Source organism: Rhizobium giardinii bv. giardinii H152 (assembly GCF_000379605.1).
GTDB classification, from domain to species: Bacteria; Pseudomonadota; Alphaproteobacteria; order Rhizobiales; family Rhizobiaceae; genus Pararhizobium; species Pararhizobium giardinii.
Map to the genome: position 1 here is coordinate 26,572 of NZ_KB902689.1, position 16,279 is coordinate 42,850.

General features: G+C 59.1%; 14 protein-coding genes and 4 pseudogenes. 11 read left to right on the plus strand and 7 right to left on the minus strand.

Annotated elements, in window-relative coordinates:
* Positions 1–1,065, minus strand: a complete 1,065-nt coding sequence (locus tag A3AY_RS0121220) for an efflux RND transporter periplasmic adaptor subunit (protein ID WP_018327689.1) — start codon at positions 1,063–1,065, stop codon at positions 1–3.
* A 181-nt stretch (positions 1,066–1,246) separates the two neighbouring features.
* Between A3AY_RS0121220 and A3AY_RS0121225 the strand changes: the two genes are divergently transcribed.
* The 6 genes and pseudogenes from A3AY_RS0121225 to fabI all read left to right on the plus strand — a co-directional run bounded on the left by A3AY_RS0121225 (position 1,247) and on the right by fabI (position 8,045).
* Positions 1,247–1,933, plus strand: a complete 687-nt coding sequence (locus tag A3AY_RS0121225; RefSeq protein WP_018327690.1) for a TetR/AcrR family transcriptional regulator — start codon at positions 1,247–1,249, stop codon at positions 1,931–1,933.
* 67 nt (positions 1,934–2,000) lie between these two features.
* A pseudogene (locus A3AY_RS35775) lies at positions 2,001–2,427 on the plus strand (hypothetical protein).
* Positions 2,428–2,844: 417 nt separating this feature from the next.
* The gene (locus A3AY_RS0121235) at positions 2,845–5,076 is read left to right on the plus strand and encodes a DUF3141 domain-containing protein (RefSeq protein ID WP_018327692.1); all 2,232 of its coding nucleotides are present in this window, start codon (positions 2,845–2,847) and stop codon (positions 5,074–5,076) included.
* A 20-nt stretch (positions 5,077–5,096) separates the two neighbouring features.
* Positions 5,097–6,053 (plus strand): phosphate acetyltransferase, encoded by a 957-nt coding sequence (locus A3AY_RS0121240; protein WP_018327693.1) that lies wholly within the window; start codon positions 5,097–5,099, stop codon positions 6,051–6,053.
* Between the two features lie 2 nt (positions 6,054–6,055).
* The gene (locus tag A3AY_RS0121245; protein WP_018327694.1) at positions 6,056–7,234 is read left to right on the plus strand and encodes an acetate/propionate family kinase; all 1,179 of its coding nucleotides are present in this window, start codon (positions 6,056–6,058) and stop codon (positions 7,232–7,234) included.
* A gap of 25 nt (positions 7,235–7,259) precedes the next feature.
* Positions 7,260–8,045, plus strand: a complete 786-nt coding sequence (gene fabI, locus A3AY_RS0121250; RefSeq protein WP_026203681.1) for an enoyl-ACP reductase FabI — start codon at positions 7,260–7,262, stop codon at positions 8,043–8,045.
* A 193-nt stretch (positions 8,046–8,238) separates the two neighbouring features.
* On the opposite strand, the gene A3AY_RS35780 is transcribed toward fabI, so the two are convergent.
* From A3AY_RS35780 to A3AY_RS0121280, 5 genes and pseudogenes are all read right to left on the minus strand, one after another.
* Positions 8,239–8,475: a hypothetical protein gene (locus A3AY_RS35780; RefSeq protein WP_018327697.1), complete on the minus strand. Its 237-nt coding sequence runs from the start codon at positions 8,473–8,475 to the stop codon at positions 8,239–8,241.
* Between the two features lie 203 nt (positions 8,476–8,678).
* Positions 8,679–10,217, minus strand: coding sequence for a winged helix-turn-helix domain-containing protein (locus A3AY_RS0121265; RefSeq protein ID WP_018327698.1), 1,539 nt, complete (start codon positions 10,215–10,217; stop codon positions 8,679–8,681).
* Between the two features lie 233 nt (positions 10,218–10,450).
* Positions 10,451–10,873 (minus strand): type II toxin-antitoxin system VapC family toxin, encoded by a 423-nt coding sequence (locus A3AY_RS0121270; protein WP_018327699.1) that lies wholly within the window; start codon positions 10,871–10,873, stop codon positions 10,451–10,453.
* The gene (locus tag A3AY_RS0121275) at positions 10,870–11,166 is read right to left on the minus strand and encodes a type II toxin-antitoxin system Phd/YefM family antitoxin (protein ID WP_051108387.1); all 297 of its coding nucleotides are present in this window, start codon (positions 11,164–11,166) and stop codon (positions 10,870–10,872) included. The genes A3AY_RS0121270 and A3AY_RS0121275 overlap by 4 nt, the downstream gene beginning before the upstream one ends.
* A gap of 95 nt (positions 11,167–11,261) precedes the next feature.
* Positions 11,262–11,659: pseudogene (locus A3AY_RS0121280) on the minus strand (hypothetical protein); the annotation flags it as partial.
* 827 nt (positions 11,660–12,486) lie between these two features.
* On the opposite strand from A3AY_RS0121280, the gene A3AY_RS39320 reads away from it, so the two are divergent.
* Positions 12,487–12,870, plus strand: coding sequence for a hypothetical protein (locus tag A3AY_RS39320; RefSeq protein ID WP_154663320.1), 384 nt, complete (start codon positions 12,487–12,489; stop codon positions 12,868–12,870).
* Positions 12,871–13,066: 196 nt separating this feature from the next.
* On the opposite strand, the gene A3AY_RS0121290 is transcribed toward A3AY_RS39320, so the two are convergent.
* The gene (locus A3AY_RS0121290; RefSeq protein ID WP_018327703.1) at positions 13,067–13,501 is read right to left on the minus strand and encodes an anthrone oxygenase family protein; all 435 of its coding nucleotides are present in this window, start codon (positions 13,499–13,501) and stop codon (positions 13,067–13,069) included.
* Between the two features lie 232 nt (positions 13,502–13,733).
* Here A3AY_RS0121290 and A3AY_RS35785 point away from each other — a divergent pair, with 232 nt between their 5' ends.
* The 4 genes and pseudogenes from A3AY_RS35785 (at position 13,734) to A3AY_RS0121300 (ending at position 15,735) form a co-directional block, all read left to right on the plus strand.
* On the plus strand, positions 13,734–14,000 hold the full coding sequence (locus tag A3AY_RS35785) for a hypothetical protein (RefSeq protein WP_018327704.1): 267 nt from the start codon (positions 13,734–13,736) through the stop codon (positions 13,998–14,000).
* Between the two features lie 333 nt (positions 14,001–14,333).
* Positions 14,334–14,531: pseudogene (locus A3AY_RS40670) on the plus strand (hypothetical protein); the annotation flags it as partial.
* Between the two features lie 9 nt (positions 14,532–14,540).
* Positions 14,541–14,798 (plus strand): annotated as a pseudogene (locus tag A3AY_RS40675) (DUF5131 family protein); the annotation flags it as partial.
* Positions 14,799–15,054: 256 nt separating this feature from the next.
* Positions 15,055–15,735 (plus strand): redoxin family protein, encoded by a 681-nt coding sequence (locus A3AY_RS0121300; protein WP_026203683.1) that lies wholly within the window; start codon positions 15,055–15,057, stop codon positions 15,733–15,735.
* The last annotated feature ends 544 nt before the right edge of the window (positions 15,736–16,279 follow it).

The window sequence follows — 16,279 nt, forward strand, 5'->3', positions numbered from 1 at the left end:
TCACTTGTCCTCCCAGGCTACGGCCTCGCCTTCCTTGAGAAATTTTCCGCCTTCCGTGACGATCAGATCATTGGGCGCAATGCCGCTGGTCACGACGAAATCGCTTTTGCGGTAACGGGCAACCGCAACCTTGCGAAGGGAAACGGAGCGGGTTTCGTTGTTCACCCGCCACACGGCCGGTTCACCCTTGTCGGAGGCGATGGCGTTGAACGGCAGCACCATGCCGCTGCGCGGAGAGGAGCGGAGTTTGCCGACCACCGGCGTGCCGAGCGGCCATTGCGCGTCCTGCGGAAACCCCACCTTGATCCGGATCGTACCGGCTTTCGTGTCTATCACGGGGGAGATCTCCCGGATGGCGGCATGGACTTCGAGCGTGCGATCCCCGACCGGCGCCACCTCGACGTCGGCCAACGGGGGACCGCCGAGAAAGAAAGACTCGAAGACATCAAATACCGCGTCTCTTGGACCGTCATGGGCGAGCGTGAAGGCGGACTGCGCCGCCGACACAACCTGCCCTACCTCCAGGGTTCGTGCCGTGATGATCCCATCCGTGTCGGCCTTCAACTCCGTGTAGGACAGGGCGTCCTCGGCGGTCGCCAGTGCGGCCTCGGCAGCCTCGAGAGAGGCTTGGGCACTCGTCAGCTCCTTGCGCGCTTCATCAAAGGACTGCTGAGGGATTGCCTGCGATTTTACCAAGGCCCTGGCCCTCTCAAAGGCCAGCGTCTTCTGGTTGACGACTGCCTGCGCAGATTCCAGTGCGGCTCGGGCGACGTCCAGGTCGGCTTGTTGCTCGGTATCGTTGAGCCGCGCGAGGATCTCGCCGGCGCGAACGTGGGAGCCGACATCAACCCATCGCTCAATGACGCGGCCACTGATGCGAAAGGAAAGTTCGGTCTGGATCCGGGCCTTCACCTCGCCGGTGATTTCCGCTCCCGGCTGATACTGGGTCTTGGAAACCGCAACGACGCGGACCATCTGCGGCGGCGGCGTTACCTCAGCCTTGTCTTCGCAGGCAGCCAGAACCGCGCAGGCGAGACCAATTCCGAGCAATCGAAAGGACTGCATTTTTGCTCCAGTAGGTTTGCGAACAAACGGGAAGCCAGGCGTTCGCGGTCTCCGGTCTGATGCGTATAAACGGGCCATCGCCCATGTTGACAACGCCCACCTAAAGCTTAGTGTGGGCAATGTCAACATCGCGCGGCAAAAAATGTTGACATGCGCAACATGAGAATCTAAATGTGCGACTATGACCCAGCACAGTTCCACTACAGAGCAGCGTCCCTATCACCATGGCGACCTGCACAGCGCGATCGTCGGTGCCGCACTCGCTGTCCTCAGCGAGTCACAAAACACCGAGTTCTCGCTTCGTGAGCTCGCCCGTCGGGCGGGCGTAAGCCATAACGCCCCCTACAAGCACTTCGCCGACAAGCGTGAATTGCTCGCCGCCGTGTCAGCGGTAGGGTTTGAGCTCCTGGCGAAGCAGATGACCGATGCGACAAAGGACCTCGACAGTCCGCATGAACGGCTTGCCGCTATTGCGCGCGCATATGTCTGCGGCGGCGTCAACAATCCCGCGCTCTACAGATTGATGTTTGGCGGCTATCTTACCGGTCAGGATGACGGGCGCCCGCCTATCGAAAGAACCGCGGCGGAGGACATGAAAGCACTTCTGGTGGAGGCGATAAGCAACGGCGCTCTCGGGCGCCCCATCCCGAACACCACGGAAAATACACGCGAAATCGATGGTGCAATTTTAACGTTCTGGTCTCAAATGCATGGCCTTACGCTGCTGTTGGTGGACCGCCTCGTCGGACCCAGTGAAAAAATGGCGGAGCTGACCGAAAGCCTCTTGCAGGGCATGCTAGACGGATTGGCAAATTGTATCCCTGCAATACCAGCCGGCGTGTGGGTAGGTCCTCCGCTTGCCAAGTAGGCCCGGGGCCCATGCGGAACCAGTATCATTTTGCGCGGTGCGGGCGCGTGCCGGGAGTTGAATTCTCATGGACGCATCCGTCTCTGCTCTTGTAGGCCTCGCAGGCGTTGCGATTGGCAGCATTTGCCACAACGTGGATGACGCATCGATCACAGGCGAAGGAAAAGTATTGGGAGGTCGAGGTTGGCAAGCGCGAAAAGCTCTTTGCGGATTTCATCGCCGAAGCCACGCGGCTTTACGGTGACGCAGTAAGCCACCAGAAGGACGACGTCTCCGATCTCGTGCTGCTTTATGCACTGGTCGCCCGGATGCGCCTGATCTCAACCCGTCCGGTTGTGCATGCAGCCGAGCTGGCGATGGAAAGGATTGTCGAAACCTATCTGACACCCAATCGCTCGCTCTCTGAAATGCGCGGTCTCGCGCATTCGGGCGCGATGAACTTTCTCCGCGATTTTGGTGAGGCTTGGGAAGAATTGGCGGGCCTGCCTACTTGACGATATGATTTTGCCGAACTTGGACCATCCGCCTGAAGCGACTCGAATGTAGGAGCAAAGTCCTTGCTGTGGCTGATGTGCAGCCGTGTTCGCAATCGTCTGGTCGTTGATGTGGATCAACGCAAGCTCAGAGATTGGAGGCATGATGTGATCTCTATCGTCGTCGGGAGATAGTGCAGCCATTTCAGTGAGTTTTTGCCGTCTGTCGACGCTATTTGATGTCACGCAAACGATATGTTTCAATGCCAATATCATTTGCCTTCGGCATAGACGAAAAAAACAGCATCCAAACACGGGTATTCCTGTATCCTCGAGTAGGCCCGTTTGGGCCAACGCTCCCGGTGCATGGGAAAAATGAGCTGAACGCTTCAGTCGTCGCCATGAATTGCTCCCCTATATCTGCAAAGGAGGGACAGAATGTCCGAGCTATCCATTCTTCCACCGACACCGAACTTCACCAACCCTTTCGCCACTTACTGGATCGACGCATGGCAACGCTCGATCCTTTACCTCGACGTCATGAAGCGCCGCGGGGCCCAGTATGAGGAGCAAGCAGCGCGCACCGCGCCGCATGTGCTGGATTACGCCACCGAGCTTGTCTGTGATGGGCGAAGCCTCGCGCGGCCGGTCAACTATGGGCTGGTCCGCATCGTTCCACCGGCCGACGTGGTGATCGATCCGCTCAAGCGTCCGTTCGTCGTCGTCGATCCGCGTGCCGGCCACGGGCCTGGTATTGGTGGTTTCAAGGCCGATAGCGAAATCGGCGTGGCGATGAAAGCCGGGCATAGCTGCTATTTCGTAGGCTTCCTGCCGGAACCCGTTCCGGGGCAGACAATTGAGGACATCGTTTACGCAGAGGCCACGTTTCTCGAGACCGTCATCGAGCGTCACCCTCAAGCCGATGGAAAGCCCTGTGTCGTCGGCAACTGCCAGGCGGGCTGGTCCGTCATGATGCTTGCCGCGCTGCGGCCTGAGTTGTTCGGCCCCATCATCATCAGCGGCACGCCGCTCTCCTATTGGGCGGGTGTCGAGGGTCAGTATCCGATGCGTTATTCCGGCGGCCTTCTCGGCGGAAGCTGGCTGACGGCCCTGACCGGCGATCTCGGTGCCGGAAAATTCGACGGGGCATGGCTGGTGCAGAATTTCGAGAACCAGAACCCTGCCAACACCCTGTGGAGCAAACAATACAACCTCTACTCCAAGATCGACACGGAAGCCGAGCGCTATCTGGGCTTCGAACGCTGGTGGGGTGGGCATGTGACGCTGAACGCAGAGGAAATGCAGTTCATCGTCGACGAATTGTTTGTCGGCAACAGGCTTGCCGCCGGCGAGATACGGACGTCCGACGGGACGGCGATTGACCTGCGCAACATCCGCTCTCCGATCGTTGTCTTCTGCTCAAAGGGCGACAACGTCACGCCGCCGCAGCAGGCACTCGACTGGATCCTCGATCTCTACGACAGCGTCGACGAGATACGCTCTCTTGGGCAGACCATCGTTTATACGGTCCACGAGAAGATCGGCCATCTAGGAATTTTCGTTTCGGCCAGCGTCGCGCGCAAGGAACACGATGAGTTCGCGTCCAATATCGATCTGATCGACGTGTTGCCGCCCGGCCTTTACGAAGCGGTTCTTGAGCCGAGGGGCGAGGCCATCGACCATCCCGAGCTGGTCGGGGGCGAATGGATCATGCGCTGCGAAACCCGTACTCTGGACGACATTCGCGCCTTTGGCGGTAACGATATCGAAGACGAGCGCCGATTTGCCGCTGCGGCGCGGCTCTCGGAGGTCAATCTGGCAAACTACCGCCTCTTTGCCCAGCCGGCGGTCCGCGCGGCCGCGACGCCGCCAGTGGCCGAGGCGATGCGTCATCTCCACCCGTTGCGCCTCAGCTACGAACTGTTCGGGTCGAAAAATCCATGGCTGGCCTGGGTCGAAGACGCCGCGGAATTCGTGCGTATAAACCGCCTTCCGGTGGAGCCGGACAATCCTTTCCTCGCCTTTCAGGAACAGCTGTCGAACCAGATCGTCGACGGGCTCGAGCATTGGCGGCGCCTGTCCGAGAAGGTGGCGGAAGAGACATTCCTCGCCGTCTATGGCGCCGCTCCTCTGCAGGCGGCGCTTGGCATCGATCAAGACACCAGCCGCCCGCTACGCAAGGCACCCAAAAGCCTGCTGAGCGGTGCCTTGCTCGAAACCCGGATCGCCGCCTTGAAAGAGAAGATAGCGCAAGGTGGCACTCTCGAGGCGCTTGCGCGATCCCTGCTCTTCGTCGGCATGGTGCGCGGCAGAGCGGATGAGCGCGGCTTCGAGGCAATCCGCAGGATAAGGCGCAGCCATGCTGGTGCGGGTCAATTGACACTAGCCGGGTTCAAGGCGTTGATGCGAGAGCAGTATTTCCTCCTGCTTATCGACGAGGCAGAAGCCCTTGAGGCAATCCCCACCCTCTTGCCGGCGGACATAGGCGAGCGCCGAAAGGCTTTCGAGATCCTTCGCGACGTGCTGGAATCGTCCGGGGCATTGGAGGACGCCGCAGCCGAGCGCCTTGAACGCGTGGCCGAGTTGTTCAACATCGGCACGGAGGAGGTTGACAGCAACCCGACACCTGGAGCGGCAAACAAGAGCGCTCGCGTTCGCAGCGTTTCCTGATCGAAGCAGAGGGGTTTCCGATGAACGACCTGACAACGACGACACGTGAGCCATCCAAATACGACCGGCTGATTGCCGCTGCACAAGAGGTGGCGCCTGCTGTGACGATCGTGACGCATCCCTGCGACGAGAGCTCGCTGCGCGGCGCGATCGAAGCGGCCGAGAGCAGGCTGATCGTTCCCGTTCTGGTGGGGCCGGCGGCTAAGATCCGGGCTGTCGCGGCAGAGCACGGGCTTGACCTGAAGGAGTACGAAATCGTCGATGCGCCGCACAGCCATGCAGCTGCGGCGCAGGCGGTCGCCCTGATCCGAGAGGGACGGGGCGAACTGCTCATGAAAGGCAGTCTCCATACCGACGAACTGATGCGCGAAGTCACGGCCTCGGCGACGGGGTTGCGCACCGAACGCAGGATCAGCCACGTCTTCGTGATGGATGTGCCCGGCCACGCCGACACGCTGTTCATCACGGACGCGGCGATCAATATCTTTCCCGACCTCGACGTCAAACGCGATATCGTGCAGAATGCCATCGACCTCTGGACGACCATCGGGCTTGGCCAGCCCCGCGTGGCGATTGTTTCGGCGGTCGAAACCGTCACAACCAAGATACCGTCAACCATCGAAGCGGCGGCGCTGTGCAAAATGGCCGACCGCGGCCAGATCACCGGCGGCGTGCTCGACGGCCCGCTTGCGTTCGACAACGCGATCAGCCCCGAGGCCGCCCGCATCAAGGGGCTCACCTCGCCGGTGGCGGGGCGGGCACAGATCATCGTCGTTCCGGATCTGGAGGCAGGAAACATGCTCGCCAAGAACTTGACGTTCCTCTCCCATGCCGATGCCGCCGGGATCGTGCTCGGCGCGCGCGTACCGATCGTGCTGACATCGCGGGCAGACACGGTGCGCAGCCGTCTGGCTTCGTGTGCGGTTGCCACGCTCTACGCCGCCGCGCGGCGGCGCGCCGCGCAAGTGGCGGCCTGAACATGGACGCGATCCTTGTCGTCAACGCAGGCTCGTCCAGCCTCAAATTCCAGATCTTCGAAATTGCCGATGTGGGCCTGAGACGCTGCATCCGCGGCCAGATGGATGGTATCGGGACGAGGCCGCGTCTTGTGGCGACTGCTGCCGATGGAGCGGTGCTGGTTGATCGTCGCTATGCGCCTGATGCGGTTGGCCACCTGCCGGCGGCGATTGCCGAAACTCGCACCTGGCTGCAGAGCCTCGAGGGGTTCAGCCTCCGGGCGATCGGGCACCGGGTCGTGCATGGCGGCCCGGATTATGCGAGACCGATGCTGATCGACCACGACACCCTGGACAGGCTTGCCACTTTCCAGGAGCTTGCGCCGCTGCACCAGCCGAACAACCTGGCGCCCATCCGTCTTGCGATGGAGATCAATCCGGACGTTCCGCAGGTCGCCTGTTTCGACACGGCATTCCATCGCGGCCACGCCCCGCATACGGATTGCTATGCCTTGCCTTGGGACTACTACGAGCAGGGCGTTCGGCGATACGGCTTCCACGGCCTGTCCTACGAATATATTGGCGAGCGGTTGGCCGAGGTCGCACCCGCTATCGCCGGCGGACGCATCATTGCTGCCCACCTCGGCAGCGGCGCGTCGATGTGCGCACTGCGGGAGGGGCGCAGCGTCGAGACGACGATGGGTTTCACCGCGCTCGACGGCTTGCCGATGGGGACACGACCGGGCCAGATGGATCCGGGCGTCGTGCTCTACCTGATCGAGCACAAGGGCATGAGCGCCAGGGAGGTGACCGACCTCCTCTACAGGTCGTCCGGCCTAAAGGGTCTGTCAGGAATATCGAGCGATATGCGGGAGCTTCTCGCCAGCGACAACCCGCGTGCCGCCCTCGCCATCGATCACTTCGTCCATCGCTGTGCGCTCAGCGCCGGCATGCTTGCCGCTGCGCTCGCAGGCCTCGACGCCTTCGTGTTTACGGCTGGCGTCGGGGAGAACTCCGCCCCGATCCGCGCCCGCATCACCGAAAGGCTCGCCTGGCTCGGCGCAGACCTCGACGCTGCGGCAAATGAAGCCGGTGAGACCCTGATATCCACCCCGGCGAGCCGCGTTGCAGTCTACGTTCTGCCGACGGACGAGGAACTGATGATCGCGCGCCATACGCTGGCGCTCGTCAACATGTCTTGAAGCCAGACACAAGGAGAAGCAATCAATGTCCATTCCGGTCGTCAATGCACAGCTTCTTAGGGGGCGAAGAGGATTGATCGTCGGCATCGCCAACGATCGCTCGATCGCCTGGGGTTGCGCACGCGCCTTCCGTGCCTTCGGTGCCGAGCTTGCGATCACCTATCTCAACGAAAAGGCCAGGACCTATGTCGAGCCGCTTGCCCGCGAGGTGGAGGCACCGATCTTCATGCCGATGGACATGGCCGTTCCCGGCCAGATCGAGGCGGTTTTCGACCGCATCGCCAGCACCTGGGGCGAGCTCGATTTCGTCGTCCACTCCATCGCCTTCTCGCCCAGGGATACGCTCGGCGGGCGCGTCGTCGATGTGCCGCGCGAGGGGTTTTTGACAACGATGGACATTTCCTGCTGGTCCTTCATCCGTATGGCTCATCTTGCCGAACCCTTGATGAAGAACGGCGGCACGCTGTTCACGATGACCTATTACGGCTCGCAGATGGTGGTCGAGAACTACAATATCATGGGGGTGGCAAAGGCCGCCCTCGAGAGCGCCGTCCGCTACCTCGCCGCGGAACTCGGACCGAAAGGCATTCGGGTCCACGCCATCTCTCCGGGTGCGCTGGCGACCCGCGCCGCCTCCGGCATTCCTGAATTCGACGAGCTTCTGGAAAAGACCAGGACGAAGGCGCCGGCCCGCGAACTCATCAGCATCGAGGACGTCGGGGTGGCAACGGCCTTCTTGGCCCACGACGCCGCGCGGCTGATCACGGGACAGGTGCTCTACGTCGATGGCGGCTATCACATCATCGACTGACGAACCGTCACCATCGGGGAAATTCGACGCTCAATGACATCGAGCAGCCAGCCGTTTCTGCCTTCCTGCCAGAAGGGTTTCGGCAGGAGCTGGAGATTTGGCATGGCGACAAATTCGCCCCGAAGCGATCACGTCGCTGTTGATAGCGCCGTGTCATCTCTGCACATGCGTGTCCCGACCAGGCCATATGGCGTTAGGCCCGTTCGTTCCGACCGCGCACCGAAACCAGTCGGTCAAAGGTTCGGCGCAGACCCAAGATCGGCGCGGTCAAACAATCAAATACGATGCCAGCGGTTTTTCGGGTCGGCACGATTTGTCTACAACCAGAAAATGAGTTGATCTCCGCCTTCGCCACTTCGTGCACCTGATCGGGAGGCGGTGAATAGATTTTACCCTGGTCGAGGGAAACGATCGTCAAGGTCGTGAGCATTGTGAGTCTCCTCTAATCCTGCGCCAATCGACGCCGAGAGGAGCATTCTCAATGACAAGCCCGTTTAGGGTCCTTCAGCGGATGCTAAAAATTACTAATTTTTCCAAAGGGCACGGCAGCCGAAACAACCTGACGCGTCACTCTTGGCGTACCGCTCGGCTGCCGAGGCGCCCGTGATCGGATGAGTGGCAAGAGCGCCGGCGTCAGTCCTCTTCAAGCCCGGCAATCCGTAAACCTTCGAGGATGGCCAAAATCCTGCTTGGGTCCTTGGCCGGCTGTCCTGCCTCGATGCGCGCGATCGTGATGCCCGGAGAGGCTTTTTTGAGTTCATTGAGGAAATGGCGAGCCTGATCGAGGCGGCCAAGATGTGCGTTGGCGGCAATCAGCATCCAGAAGCTGGCATCGAAATTCGGATTGATAGCAAGCGCTCGCGCAGCCCAAACCAAGACCTCGCTGTAATTTCCCAAGATCATCTGCGCATGTGCTGTGCCGCATAGCGAAATGTGGGCGAGGGGATCGCGTGGTGAGAGCCGGTTCGCCCGATGGAATAAGGAGAGTGCGATTTCGACGCTGCCGCAATGCAGGTTAGCGACGCCTGCTGCGGTCACGACCATCAGATTGTGAGGGTTAGCCTCGACGGCCTCATCCAGAACTGCCATGCCCCAGTCGTACTCCCGCGCCACCTGAACCAGCGCCATGGCGCAATGCGCCGTAACCGCCGGGTCCCCGGCGGAATTCTCAAGACCCCTTCGCGCCAGCATGAAGCATTCTTCGCGGTCTTTGGGGCCGATTGGTGTCCAGCCCATGGTAATCCGGTGCTCCAGTGCCCAAGCTGCATGGGCGTTGAGCAGGGCGTTGTCCGGCTCGAGCGTCAGTCCCTCAGTTAGCAGCGCAAAGGCCTCGGCATTGTCGCTCGCCGATTCCGTCAGAATTTTGGACAGCGCCCTTAAGTAGATGTCGTATGTAGCAATACTGCCCGGCCGCTCGCCCCGCGAACGGTCGATCTCCGCCCTCTGTATAAGGGGACCAACGATGGTCGCGACGCGTTCGGTGATGTCGTCTTGGAATTCGAACACGTTGTCCAGTTCACCGTCGAAGCTTTGCGCCCAGAGATGCACACCGTCGCCACCCTCGACCAACCGCGCCGTGATCCTCAGCTTATTGCCGCTTCGCCTGACGCTGCCTTCGAGCACATAGCGGACGCCGAGTTCCTTTGCCACCTCCCTGACATCCACCGCGGGGTCTCTGAAAACAAAACTGGAGTTGCGGGCGATCACAGCAAAACTCTTGAACCGGCTGAGTGCGGTGATGATGTCATCTACCACGCCCTCGGAGAAATAGTCCTGCTCGGCAATGCCACTAAGATTGGCAAAGGGCAAAACTGCAAGTGCCGGCGTGACGGAAAGCGCAACATCGGTCTTTCTTGATCCGTCGATTGGGCGAACCAGGCGATAGCCGACACGAGGGACGGTTGCGATCCAGTCACGCCCATCCGGGGTGGGGCCTAGCGATTTCCGCAGGGCCGCGATTTGGACGGTCAAATTTCCTTCTTCCACGATCGTGTCTGGCCATCCCCGCTCCATCAGTACTGCCTTGGAAATGACCCCTCCGTCGGCCTCGAGCAGCGCTTGGAGGAGGGCTAGGCCTCGTTGGCCAATAGCCACGGACTTGCCGTTCCGCTGCAGCAAACCGCAGCCGACATCCAAGACAAACGGACCGAAGGTATGTCGCGGCTCTACCATGCGGGCAATATATGCGATTATAAAACCTTCGGAAACCGGGCGATCGAGGCTGAAGCGGTCGTTGAGGGCATCGCTATCCCTAGCGAAGTTTTCACACTTTGGGTTGACTGTCTGAACCCCTCCCCAAGACGATAAGTCTTGCGTTCGATAAGCCAACCTTATCGGTCGTTATCGAGTGGCGACGGGGCGTGCGGTTATAGCGTCCTCTCTCGTCTAAAGCGCACCCTGCAAAATCATCCCAGCCAGGGATCGACGATGATTGCGCCCGTCCCTTCGAAGTCTCTCACGTTGCGAGTAACCACCGTCAGCTCATGAACGAGTGCTGTCGCGGCAATCAGAGCATCGACTTCATTGCGCCGGTCGGGAATATGCAGATGGGCGCAGCGCGTCGCGACGGCATCGTCGATCGATAAAATCCGGCCGGCAAATTCAGGCCGGACATGGTTGTCGAGCCAAGTCCGCAGCCGGGCGCCTTGGCGGGCATCGCGCCGTTGCACGCCAAGGATACCACGCTCCAGTTCCAGGATGGTGATCGCCGAGAGAAAGAAGGCTGTCGATTCTTCCCGCCCGACCCAGGCGACGACATTGGCATCGGCCTTGCCGTCGCCAATCTTCCGCAGTTCGGAGACAACGTTGGTGTCGAGCAGATAGGTCAAGACAGATCGACCGCGCGCGAAACAATTTCGATACGTTCGGGAGAGAAGTCGATCTCCGAAAGCCCGGGCATAGACAGGGCCTCGATGAGGCTGCCGCGCTTTCCGGAAAGACGTTTGAAATCGTCATAGGTCATCAGCACGTGCGACGGCTTGCCCCGGTCAGTGATGATCACAGGTCCATCTTGCGCCGCTTTCTTGGCACTGCTGACGTCGTGATTGAGTTCACGGCTGGTAAGGGTAGACACGGCACGGCACTCCGATGTAGGTATGTACCTACATATAGCATGGTTCATCGCCAGTACAAGTCCAGACATCACGCACTGATCAAGACATGGCGCCTTTAAGGGTATGGAACAGTGGACCGCGCCATTCCCAGTCATTCTGGTCGTTACGCCGCTTCCCAGGCCTGGTTCAATATCTTGGCAGCCAAAAGCGGCCATAGTGCTGCTGCACTACATCCGGGATATCTTGGATCGCGTAGCTCGCCTGCTCATAAGACCCGGTCAGCTTCAGAATATGGGTTGCCAAGATGTCCCGGAGGTTATGAGGGCCATGTGGCAGCAGGCCTTTGATGGCGCCACGGCCGGTATAGGGACCGCCGGTATAGGGATTGTAGATCCCATAGCCCTGGATCACGGTTCGCCAGGCCTCATAGAACTTGGTGGAGTCGTAGGCGGCGTCCAGACTGGTTGTCTTCACCGTCTTGACGAAGAGCGTGCCGGGATCCTTTGCGGCCCAGCCCGCATCATTATTGCCCAGGAGCAGGGTGCCTCGCTGGCCAGAGATACGTCTCATAAGGATGCCATCTCGAGGTGATACAAGGCACGGTTTCCAACGGCTGCGACGTGAGCCGAATACAGACGGTCCGCGACCGGATCCATATAGGACAAACAAACGCTCGCACCGGCCCTAAATCCGTCATCCGGTTTCGCCGAGTTCATGTGCGGATTAGAAAATCACTTTCTAATTCAAAGTTGCAATAACAGGCTCGTGGGTTCACACCCTTTCAAGGCGAGGGATTGAGACATCCGAGCCAACTGGTGCGCTCGGACGCAAGACGTGATCGGCGGCAACCGTGCTTCGCCGCCTCGATGAAGTCCGCGAATGCGACTATCAAGGGCTTAAGACAACGCATTAGGAAATTCTAACGCAGGTTAATTTTTCCAGTATCACTAAATTTGCAGATGAATATTCGCCCACCCGTCATAACATAGCCACGAAGCACCAACGTTCCTCGCGGAATTGCCAAATTTAAAGTTCTTTTATGAAATGCAGTATGTGTGCATGCGCAAAAGCGTATTTCCGAGGAGTGATGCGTGACTACCTCCTCCCCCGTTGTCGGTCACTCGTTTTGGGTCATAGTTGCGATAGCATTTTGCGCCTTGGTCCTTTCAGGTTTCAGATCTATCGATCCTGACCAACCAATTGTCGTGCGCTCAGCATATTCAGAGCACGTCTTTCTCATCCCCCGAGGCTACTTTCTTTATCCGCCGCCTTGGATGGGATCCTGAATAAGTCGACAGCCGAAGCATTTATCGTCGACTATCCCGATTTTCATTTTCAATCGGAAGCTAACAACCGAAAATTTAGGCAGCCGGGTTTCGGATATCGTGATGTTCATGGTGCACCTGGCGCCGACGCTTTCGGTGAGAGACTTTCTGAAAGTTCGGCTTGAAACCCTAAAAAAGAGCTCCGTCGGATACCGTGCGCCAGGAACCGATCTGGTGACTTTCCCGGCGAAGAACCCTTCGCTGTCCGTAGAGAAAAACATCTACGTCGATCCTTCAACGGAGCCTAATTTTCTGGAGTGCTATGCGCCCGGCTCTATACCGTCGCCAAGCTGCAAAATGTTTTTCTTTTGGAATTGTCTAGGGGTCGATGCCAAGGTCGATCTGCGCCGGATTGGAGAAAGAAATACTATAAAACAAAAGGTAATTAACAAGTTGGAATGCTGGCTAGTGAATTCTCAACAAAGGGATGCATGTAGTGTTGAATGAAGCTGATTTTCAAAAGCTCGAAGACTATGCGGACGCAGGAGGCCGAATTTCATACTACGACTATCTTTCAGAAAGGGGAGACTCCTACGCCAGGCTCGCCAATAGTGTCGTTCAAACTCGCTAGCGCAAAGCACTTTGATTGGCTGCTGAGGGGAATCTTCGCAGTGATTGCGCGGGTAGCCCTCGGCAGGAAGGTTCAAAGACCGCGAAAGGCTGCGAGCAGAAAGATGGCCGCCGCGATTGCGCCGAGGGCGCTTCGGCCCGCATGAAGCTTGCCCCAGCGGAGAAGAAGGTCACGGGTTTCGTCGCCCGCCTCTTCCGGTCGCGTTGCCTCCAGGCGCCGGTTGACCGGCATGATGACGAGCATCGTATAGGGCCAGTTCAAGATGATGATCGCTGCGCCGACACCCCAAAGCGGATTGCCGGTCTGCCACCAGGCCGCAGCGCCGAGGAGGCCGGAAATGAGCGCGAGAGAAGCCTGCATTTCGAAGCCCCGCCGGTACGCCGGACCCCATTGCGCGAGGGCCGCGCGATCATCGAGGCCAAGCCTTGCCGGCTGTTCGGCCACGTTTATGTAAATGGCGGCGCCGAAGAAGATCGACGCCGTGAGCAACGCGAGCAGACCGAACATTTGACGTTCTCCCATCTCGGACCATCATACACGATGAACGCCCCGACAGCAGGTGCATTGTTTTCCTCTGCACGCGTGAGACGCGTGTCGCCCGAAATTCGATGGACGCCTCCGGCAGATCGCAAACGACAGGCGTCGCCTGAAAACAGTTCACGAAGTTGGCTAGCGGGCTGGACGTGGTTGGCGCTGCCGAGCCATACTGGATAATCGAGTGACTTGGGCTAGAAAATGCATGCTTCGCCGCTACCACGCCGGAAACTGTACATCCTGTCGCCAAGGGCGACTGTTTCTGTTTCGCAATCTCGCGACAGATGACATATACGCGCACTGCGAAGAATGCGAATGGGGATACGTTACCCCGGCGGATGTCGAGGCGAAGGGCGGGTTCCTCACTCTCCTGGAAGAGTTCGACGCCGAATATGCCCAGAGCGACGCGATCTCCCGGAGCGTCTGGGCTAATTACACCGTCGTGGCGGTTGATGACCAGGATGAAACCTGAGGCGGCGACAGGGCCAAATGAGGCCGGGGCGACCCCGGCGTCTACGAAACGCCACAACAGCAAGGGCCAGCACATGGCGCATTCAAAGGCAGGAGCACCACGGTGACGCAACCTATGTCGACGACTTCATCATGTTTTGCGCCGGCTTGGGGATGACGTCCGTGGGCTTTGGCTATCTCTCCTTGTCACGAAATCCGGCGCACAAGATGCTGGTGGTTCGTCATTTCAGATGGATTGGCCCCCTTGCTGCTCGTCATCGCCATTATCCTGGCAGTCGCCTCATGACCTCATCATCAGAAGCAATGTGCGCAGCTAATTTGGACCACGAATAGTATGTTGTCCTGTACGGCTTGCGGACTGGAGAAAACGGAATCGGTCGTCCACGGCGGCTCGTATATCCTGCGATGCGCAGCCTGCGGAGAAATGATTGTTGCGACATCCTTCATGGCGATGCTGGACTCGGATTATCAGTGTTCGGCCTTCATGGACCCGCGTCCCGGAATACACCCCTCGCCAGAGACGCTCATCGCTGGATGTTCGATTATGAGCGCGGGTTGCACGAACTGCTATGCAATGCGGATAGCGGCTCGACTATAAGCGATAGGCGTTGAAAAATACGTCGGCTTGACGCGCAAGACCGGTTGCAGCGCGAAGTGGACCGGAGCTATCGCCCTCGATGAGATAGCATTGGCGGTACCGGCTTCCTGGAAAAAGCCGCGCAACGTGTTTGTCAACTCGATGTCAGATCTGTTCCATCCTGACGTCCCGGTGGATTTCATTCACAAGGTCTGGAACGTAAAGACACGCCGTCGTTGGTGCGCGACGTTTCGCTGTTTATACTTGCTCGTGAGACAATGTAGGGCCATTCTTAGGGTGGATCCTGGCTATCCGCCAAGACGAGGGTCAGGCAATTGCATCGCTCAATTTCCACCTCGGCAACATGGCGGAGGCCGAACGCTATTTTGCCTTGAGGGAACGTTCGCCCGGCACGGAAGCGATCTTGGAGACTTTGCCGTGCCTTTCTCGACTAGCCCCACGGGGCGAGGAGTTGTCCATGTCTGCGCGTTATGCCGACCATCCGTTGCAATCGGGCGAGCAGGCCCCGAACATTGTGCTGGATGCGATCTCAAGCGAGGGAAAGATCGCACTTGATGATTTTCACGGCCGCAGCCCATTGTTGATCGGACTGTTCCGGGGCCTGATGTGCCCGTTCTGCCGACGCCACGTCGCGACGATGGCCCAGCTCGGCCCGGCACTACGTGAGAAAGGCATCGAATCTCTCGCGGTGGTAAACACCCCGGTCGAACGCGCGCGATTTTATTTTCGTTATCATCCAATACCCGGTCTCCTGGCCGCATCCGACCCGGGGCGAGCTTCGCATCGCGCCTTCGGCTTACCCCTCCTCGAGTTCACGGAAAATGAGACTGACTGGCCGTACAAGGTCGGAATGGACGTCGTCAAGACAATGCGGGTCGACCGGCCGGGTGAGCTGCCTGAACCGATGGATCCGGCCACAGCGGCCGACCTTCTCAACGAGAAGGATGGTTACGAATTAACCGAAGCCGATCAGCAGGTGAGGATACCCGGCCATATGCAGCTTATCGGCCATTTCCTGCTAGATCGAGAAGGTGTGGTGCGCTGGAGCTTCACAGAAGTTGAAGAGAAACCCTGGAATGTGTGCCAGGCGCTCGATCCCGAAGAATTAATGTCGGCAGCTTCACAAGTCGCACATTGACAGCGCTCGACGACCCACTGCCTGGCTGGGTAAGTGTATCTGTTTGATTGACGCTCGCAAGCGTCAATCCTTGGTCTTGAGGCCCCCCGTGCGCGCGACACCCAGAACGATGCGGCGTGATTGCCAAAGCGGTCGCCCTGATTTTGCTACAGAGGTCGCAGGCACCTTTTGACCGATTTCCCCTTGATCACGGCCGTGCTGGTGACGGCATGTTCGGACAGCGCTGCCAAGAACATCGTCCATCTCCTCAATCGAGTGGACCCTGCACATAGGCTTCCGCCGTCGCTGAGGGTTGTTCCAGGCCAACCATATCCGGCACCCACGAAAGATCCGAGGTGATTTCTGCCAGCGTGAACCCGGCGACGGATGGCGCATCCGAAGGATGCTTTATTGCGTTCGATTTGCACGAGCGTCGGCATCGGGATTGGCGAGTGGCACATAGGCCCGGCTTGTGCTGTCGAGCCAATCGAGCTTGGATTTGCCCACAGTGCGGAGATAGGCTGCGGCTTCAATGAAAAGCGGATGACGCAAATCCCGCTTTTTC